We start from the raw sequence: 7455 nt of genomic DNA on the forward strand, positions 1-7455 counted from the left end.
CCCATCTACCCATCTACCCGCCCACCAACTCCACCATCACCTCGGCCACCGGCTGAATGCGATCGCTCCCCCCCACGCTGCTGCCCGCAAACACCAGGCCGTTTTCTACGTCACCCCGGCAGGCGCGATCGAGGGCACGCAGAATGCAGTAGGTCTCGCGGCGATCGCGAAATTTGCACACCTGCAAGCAGTTGGCAAAGCACTGTTCTTTTGGGTCGGAGGGTTCGCCCGCATTGACGCGATCGACAAAGGCGTTGCGCAGGGCACGACCAGGCAGACCCACGGGGCTGGGCACCAGCACTATATCGGCGGGGTCGGCATTGAGGTGAAATTCCTTATAGTGCCGGTCGGCGTCGCACTCGTCGGTGGGGATAAAGCGGGTGCCGATTTGGACGCCGCTGGCCCCCAGCCCCAGGGCGTGGAGAAGGGTAGCGCGATCGCACACTCCCCCCGCCGCAATCACCGGAATGGGTTGATCGAACGTCTCCGCTAGGTAGCTGACCAGAGCTGGAATCACCGCCTCGGGGCCAATCGCCGGATCGCCCAAGTCTTCGGCCTTGGCCCCCAGGTGTCCGCCCGCCGCCTGGGGATTTTCAACCACAAAGGCGTCGGGCAGACGGTTGTGCTGGCGCTGCCATTTTTTGCAAATCACCTGGGCGGCCCGCACGCTAGAGATAATCGGCACCAGGGCCACCTCGGGCCGGTGGGCCGTGAGCGCAGGCAGGGTCAAGGGCAACCCAGCCCCAGAAAAAATCAGGTTCGCGCCGTTCTCCACAGCGGTGCACACCAGGGTTTCATAATCCCGCGCCGCCACCATAATGTTGACCCCAAGCAGGCCTCTGGGGCTGAGGGCACGGGCCTGGCGCAGTTCATCAATCAAAGCCAGGCGATTGGCCCTAAAGAACTGAGTTTGGCGGGTTTTAGGATTTTTCTCCTCAATATCGAAATAGGGAGAATTCATCCCCAGGCCAACGGCAGAGATAACACCGATACCGCCAGCGTTGGCGACCGCCGCCGCCAGGCCAGCGCCGGAAACGCGAATGCCCATACCGCCTTGGACGATGGGGTAAGTGGCCGTATGTTGGCCGATAGTTAGCGAAGGGAGGGTTTGCATGGGCGGATGAGTGCATGAATGGATGGGGATGTAGGGGCGAACGGTGGTTCGCCCAAGCAGGGTTGTCTACCTTAAACCGACTGCGAAAACTGCCGGATGGTGCGGTTTCTCAGGTAGGGGTCAAACACCGCTGCGATATTGCGAATCAGCAGCCTTCCAGCGGGTAACACCTCGATGTGATTGGGCGTTAGCCGCACCAGGCCGTCGGCTTCTAGCACTTTTAAATCTTGGCGTTCGCGGGCGAAGTAGTCGTCAAAATCTTGGTCAAAGCTGAGGTGATATTTTTCTTCAATGGCCGACTTCGACAGCTCAAACTGGCACATCAACTCCATGATCACCGCCCGCCGCAGAATGTCGTCTTGGCTCAGCACCACACCCCGCTCCAGGGGCAGTTCGTTCGCATCCATGGCTCTATAAAAGTCGCGCAGCCCTTTATGGTTTTGGGCGTAGACGTCGTGGAGCATGCTGATCGAGGTCATGCCGAAGCCCAGCAGGTCAGACTCGGGCAGGGTGGTGTAGCCCTGAAAGTTGCGGTGTAGCTGGCCTTGGGCCTGGGCGATCGCCAGCTCATCTTCGGCCTTGGCAAAGTGATCCATGCCAATGAACTGGTAGCCTGCTGTGGTCAGGCGATCGATGGTCATGTGAAAGATATCGAGCTTTTCGGCGGGGCCAGGCAGGGTGGCCGGGTCGATGTGCTTCTTCTGCACGGGCTTGAGCCAGGGCACGTAGGCAAAGTTGAACACCGCGATGCGATCGGGGTCGAGGCACAGAGTTTTCTCAATGGTGTCGCGAAAGGTGGCCAGGGTTTGGTAGGGCAGCCCGTAGATCAAGTCGACATTGACGCTTTCAAACCCTGCCTCCCGCAGCCAGCCCATGGCATCAAACAGCATGGCCTCGGGCTGCATACGGTTGACCGCCGCCTGCACCTTGAGGTTAAAGTCTTGCAGACCAAAGCTCACCCGCCTAAAGCCCAGATCTTTGAGGAATTGCACGTAGTCGCGATCGAGATCGCGGGGGTTCACCTCAATGGAAATTTCCGCCTCGGGCTCAAATTCAAAGTGATCATACAGAACCGTCCACAGCCGCTCTACCTGGGACATTGTTAAATAGCTGGGAGTGCCGCCGCCCCAGTGGAGCTGGTTGACCTTGCGTTTAGAGACGCGATCGGCCACCTGGGCAATATTGCGCTCCAGGTAATCTAGGTATGGATCGGCCACCTTTTTGTGGCGCGTGATCACTGTGTTGCAGCCGCAGAAATAGCAGGCCGACTCGCAAAAGGGAATGTGGCAGTAGAGCGACAGGGGCGTTTGCTTGTAGTTGCCCACGGCGATCGCCGCCTCAAAATCCCTTGAGTTGAAGCCTTCTTTCATCTCCGTCGCCGGAGGGTAGCTGGTATAGCGGGGCAGCGGCTGGTTGTACTTGTGCAGCAGCGCCGGATCAAACACAACGGAGTTAGCAACAGAGAGCATAGTAATTAGTGATGTGCAAAAGGGGGATAGATCGGTAGGGTGCATTCGCGGCTGGTCAACCAAAGCCAATCGCCCCAAACTGGGCTAGCCGCAATGCACCGCTAGGATGCTGTGAGGATGGTGCATTGCAGCCAAAGGAGCGATCGCAACATAGATCGGTAGGGTGCATAGCGCCAGGGGCGCGGCTTTGCCTACGCGGCTCTTTCTCTCTGGCAAAGCACCCTAGGTTCAGGCTTTTAAGCCGCAATGCACCGCTCACTGAACGCCGTGGAAAGGGTGCATTGCTTCGCGAATCACCCTACGGTTGGCCTACTCGGTCGCCATTAGAGCCACCATGCCGTGGTGGGGGTGCGGCTCGGTGCTGCCGGGGCGATCTTGCCGGGTAATTAGGTCAAACACGTGGTCGCCCACCGCCGATCGCACATCGGGCTCCAGCTCGTGGAACACATCGCGATTCAAGGCAAAGGCCAGATTTGCCTCATCCACCAGCTGCTGAATCAGGGCCTCATCCACCGGTAGGGCATTCAGCGCTTCGCGATACTTAAGCTTAAAGTCGCGCTTCGCCTCGACCGTGGGCAGGGCCTCAAACTCGTGTAGCGCTGTGCCCTGATCCGGCGGCAGATTCAGCGCCGATCGCACAATATGCCGCAGCCCCTGGCCCCCCGAGAGATCACCCATGTAGCGCACGTAGGCGTGGGCCACCAGCAGCGCCGGGTTAGTCGCCGACACTTCGAGAATGCGGTTGACGTAGCGTTGGCCAGCGGGGGTAGCTGCGATTTCATGCTGCCAGCGATCGCCGTAGTAGTAGGCCACATCGCTCTCCAATGCTTGGGTGCGCAGTAGTTCGGCAAACACCATCGACCCCACCACGGAATGGGTTTGGTGGCTGGCCATCTCAGTCTCTAGAGTGCTGTAAAGAAAATAGAGGTCGGCGGTGAGCTTGCGAAAGGGCTCTAGCTCGACCACCCCCTTCAAAAAACACTTCATGAACGCTGTGTTTTCAGACAGGGTATGGGAGATTTGGGTACCTTCGCGCAGCCGTTGAGCTAAATCTGTCATGGGAATCACTCTGGGTAATGGCCAAAAATCTTTTAATCACTATACAGCTATTAACTGACTAATCAACCTTTCCGATTTAAGTTTTGTGTCTTTGAGCGGCCGCTCAAGCCCTTCTATCTAGCACTAACTGTCTGAAAAACTCTGATCAGCGTTGAGCTGGGGTCTGGCGATGATCTCATTTTGACAATCAATCGCTATTTAGTGATAAAGTGCTTTTCAACCCTTTAGACCCACAAATGCCATGGTTACTGCCCTCTCTAAATCTGCTCCGCAACCCGGTGACAACTCGGTTAAAGTCGCTATTGAAGAAAACCTGCTGTCGCCCCGGTTCTACACCACTGACTTTGACAAAGCCGCCACGATGGATCTGTCCCTTGAGGAGGAAGGGCTCCAGACCATGCTGGAGGAGATGCGAGCCGACTACAATCGCCACCAATTCAGCCGCGACGACTCGTTTAAGCAAACCTGGGATCACATTCAAGGGGAAGAGCGCCAGGCGTTCGTGGATTACCTAGAGCGATCGTGTGTCTCAGAATTTTCGGGTTTCTTGCTATTTAAAGAGCTGTCGCGGCGGATTAAAGACCGCAGCCCGGTACTGGGCGAAATTTTTAGCCTCATGGCCCGCGATGAAGCTCGCCACGCCGGGTTCCTCAACAAGTGCATGCAGGACTTCCACATTTCTCTCGACCTGGCCAAGCTGACCAAAACCCGTGAATATACCTTCTTCCCGGTGGAGTGGATTGTCTACGCCGTCTACCTGTCTGAGAAAATTGGCTACTGGCGCTACATTCTCATCTATCGCCACCTAGAGCAGCAACCTGAGCACAGCTTTTACCCACTGTTCAACTACTTCGAGAGCTGGTGCCAAGATGAGAACCGCCACGGCGACATTTTTAAGGCTTTGGTGCGATCGCAGCCCAGCATGTGGCAAACATGGCAAGGCCGCCTCTGGAGCCGGTTTTTCTTGCTCTCGGTCTTTGCCACCCATAGCATGACAGTCCACGAGCGCGCTAAATTTTACGAAATGCTGGGCCTAGATGCCACCAAATTTGACACCGAGGTCGTGCGCAAAACCAACGACACCGCTGCTCGCGCCTTTCCCGTCTACCTCAATGTGGATCATCCCGAGTTTTTCCCTCGTTTAGAACGCGCTGCCGCCCGCAACCTGAAAATTAAGCAGCTAACGGAAAGCTCAGCCCCCACTTGGGTGAAAAAACTTCGCCAGCTCCCTCTGGTCCTAGGTATTGTCGGTGACCTGCTGCGCCTCTATCTGATTCAGCCGTTAAATGCCGAAGCGTTGCGCGGTACGGTTCGGTAATCTATCGAGTTTTAGGTCACGAAACTCGATATCAGCCGTAGTTTTGTTGGGTTAGGCGATCGCTAACCCAAACTACGCCAGAATCAAGATTTCGATAGTTTTGTCAGTCAAACAAGTTCAAGGCCATATCAGCCATTTTAATCTTCAATGAATTGCATTAAGGATTTAATGGTTTCGCGATTTATAGAATACAGCCAAAACATTCTCCCAAAGAGTTTGGTTATAATCTATAGCGGTTCTCAATGGAGTGAGCTGTACAATTACTGAGTTTTAGATCTCCTCGGTACTTAGAAGATTTCTAGGAAAGAAGATATCAGCTTCAATCCAGCGACTGTAACCGCTGTAGGGTAGGCACTGCCCACCATTGGGGAAACTCTTTTTGAGAAGACTCCTTAGCTGTCTAAGTTTCCCCCTACCCCACCTTATCAAGGAGATCAGGGGGAATCATGGCGATGTACTTGACCCGAATGAAATCTGCTATACACAATTCTAGCTTTTACTAAATACCGCGCCATGAAGTATCTTTTTACTTCTTTTTCCCGCTTACACGTAGGGGTAGAAATTACTGAATTTAAATGATAGAGTTTTGCTGTTATAGCCTTAGAGGAAAGCCAAAAATCCATGAAAATCAGCGCCCGAAATGCCATGAAAGGCATTGTTAAATCAGTCGTCCCTGGCATGGTAACTACAGAAGTTGTGATTGAGGTTGCGCCGGGGCTGGAGGTAGTTTCGGTGATTACTAAGTCATCGTCAGAAACCTTGGGGCTCAAGGTTGGCGATCAAGCCTACGCAGTCGTCAAAGCCTCCGATGTGATGGTTGCTGTGGACTAGTAGATAGCAGCATAAGTGTGACGACTATTGCCAATCGCGAGGGGGCAGGGGGGCTAGGGAGCCAAGCGAGCCGGAATGGTGGGCATATTTCAGCCGTCGAGTACTGGCTCCTCGGCGATTAGCAATAGTTACCCAACTTGCGCTGTTGAGTACTAGGGTTGGCTATCGTTTGCGGGCGACAATATTGAAAATGTGCCAGTGTTTCTCTTCGCCCAGGGCAGTTTTGCCGGGGTGATTTTCTTCCTCCAGCCATTCCACCTTAAAGGGAGTTAGCAGCTGGTTTACCTGGTCGCGACTGTGGTGGTTCATGTCGTTGTAAACCGCCCAGGAATCGCGATCGCCAAACAACTGGCCACAGAAGCGCCCTCCCACGGCCAGGGTAGCGACGATCTCATCCCACAGGTCGGGGAACTGCTCGGGGGGGCAAAAGGGCAGACAAAAACTGGCGTTTACCAAGCTGATACCGGGGGGTAGGGTGAGGTCTTCAAACCGCTGCACGCGGGTTTCGAGGTGGGTGCGACTACAGTCAGAACGCTGCCGCAGGCGGGCGATCGCCTCCGGTTCGCCATCGATGGCCAGTACCCGCCAGCCCCGGTTGAGCAGCTCAACGGTGTCGCGACCATCGCCGCAGCCCAGGTCTACCGCAAATTTGGGCAGAGGGTTGGGGGTTTGGTCATGGTGTTCTAACGCTCTAATCAGGGTTGGCCGGGGAGGACGCCCTTCCACCGCCTGGTAGTACTGCATCCATTGCGCATCAAATTTCATTCGATCTCTCGCGGCGGTAGGGGCATCAACCAGGGGCCAGCGGTTCAAAAAGTCGCACATGGTTGTTGAGCTAGGCTAGCCCCTCCTGCGGCAAATAACCGGGCAGTGGCCTTTGGGCAAAGGGTTAGATCGGTGGGGGAGATCCCCGTCTCACCGAGAACCGTAGCGCCCAGCCCAATCCAGCGGCTGATGGCGTCAGGGTCAAAGCCGACCTGGCGCTGGTCGCCCACTTGTAGCAGGGGTCGACGAATTAAATGGGGGTCAAGCACCATCAGGTCTAGGGCGATCTCGGCGTCGAGTTGCTCAGGCACCACCAGCCCCGTAGTAATGGCGCGGGCAGTGGTGTTAAACCATTGCGCTACCGGCAGTTCCCCAAAAAACAGGTGGAGCAGCTCGGGGGTCCAGGGTTCGAGCAGCAGGTTGTGGGCAATCACCTGGTGCCCAGAAGCTTGCAGCAACGCTTTTTGGCGGGTGTTGTTGGTGCACCCTGGTTTTTCGTAGAAGTTCACGGTGACCATGGGGCAGTCTCCTAAAAGGGTTTGACAGCAAACGGGGCGCACTCAAACAGAAATCGCGATTTGGGTTGGGTATCGCCATAGAGTTGAAAGGTAAAGCTTGGCGTCGGCCCCAGGGTTTCGACCTGGTGAATGGCCTCGGGCCGAAAACTGATGATTTCGCCAGCTTGCAGGGTTTGCTGTCCGGTCTTTTCAAGGCGATCGGGCTGGGTCATTCTGCGCCAGAGGGTGTGGCGCTCCTGGCCTTCCAGCAGGGCGACGACCCCCCAGGTACCGTGGTTGTGGATCGGGGTGATCATGCCAGCGCAAGCGGTGACGGTTTGCACAGTGAGGGGATAGCCAATCTCGTCGTAGAGGGTGAGGAGGGCGGTGCCAGTTTTGGGG

7 protein-coding genes and 1 pseudogene are annotated in these 7455 nt (G+C 55.8%); 2 read left to right on the plus strand and 6 right to left on the minus strand.

From position 1 onward, the window contains the following. Positions 1-13: 13 nt before the first annotated feature. The 3 genes from IQ273_RS27845 to IQ273_RS27855 form a co-directional block, all read right to left on the minus strand. Positions 14-1114, minus strand: a complete 1101-nt coding sequence (locus IQ273_RS27845) for a nitronate monooxygenase family protein (RefSeq protein WP_194026382.1) — start codon at positions 1112-1114, stop codon at positions 14-16. A 71-nt stretch (positions 1115-1185) separates the two neighbouring features. After that, entirely contained in the window at positions 1186-2583 is a 1398-nt protein-coding gene (gene hemN, locus IQ273_RS27850; RefSeq protein ID WP_194026383.1) for an oxygen-independent coproporphyrinogen III oxidase, read from the minus strand. Positions 2584-2892: 309 nt separating this feature from the next. After that, positions 2893-3642, minus strand: a complete 750-nt coding sequence (locus IQ273_RS27855) for a heme oxygenase (biliverdin-producing) (protein ID WP_194026384.1) — start codon at positions 3640-3642, stop codon at positions 2893-2895. 241 nt (positions 3643-3883) lie between these two features. On the opposite strand from IQ273_RS27855, the gene acsF reads away from it, so the two are divergent. After that, on the plus strand, positions 3884-4960 hold the full coding sequence (acsF, locus tag IQ273_RS27860; protein ID WP_194026385.1) for a magnesium-protoporphyrin IX monomethyl ester (oxidative) cyclase: 1077 nt from the start codon (positions 3884-3886) through the stop codon (positions 4958-4960). A gap of 621 nt (positions 4961-5581) precedes the next feature. Then, a complete protein-coding gene (locus tag IQ273_RS27865) occupies positions 5582-5791 on the plus strand; it encodes a molybdopterin-binding protein (protein ID WP_194026386.1) in 210 nt (69 codons plus the stop codon). A 162-nt stretch (positions 5792-5953) separates the two neighbouring features. Here IQ273_RS27865 and IQ273_RS27870 read toward each other — a convergent pair whose 3' ends face one another. The 3 genes and pseudogenes from IQ273_RS27870 to IQ273_RS27880 form a co-directional block, all read right to left on the minus strand. Next, the gene (locus IQ273_RS27870) at positions 5954-6616 is read right to left on the minus strand and encodes a trans-aconitate 2-methyltransferase (RefSeq protein WP_194026387.1); all 663 of its coding nucleotides are present in this window, start codon (positions 6614-6616) and stop codon (positions 5954-5956) included. Continuing rightward, a complete protein-coding gene (locus tag IQ273_RS27875) occupies positions 6601-7074 on the minus strand; it encodes an ArsC/Spx/MgsR family protein (RefSeq protein ID WP_194026388.1) in 474 nt (157 codons plus the stop codon). The genes IQ273_RS27870 and IQ273_RS27875 overlap by 16 nt, the downstream gene beginning before the upstream one ends. Positions 7075-7085: 11 nt before the next feature. Then, positions 7086-7455, minus strand: a pseudogene (locus IQ273_RS27880) (cupin); the annotation flags it as partial.

This window comes from Nodosilinea sp. LEGE 07298 (assembly GCF_015207265.1).
Classification (GTDB): domain Bacteria; phylum Cyanobacteriota; class Cyanobacteriia; order Phormidesmidales; family Phormidesmidaceae; genus Nodosilinea.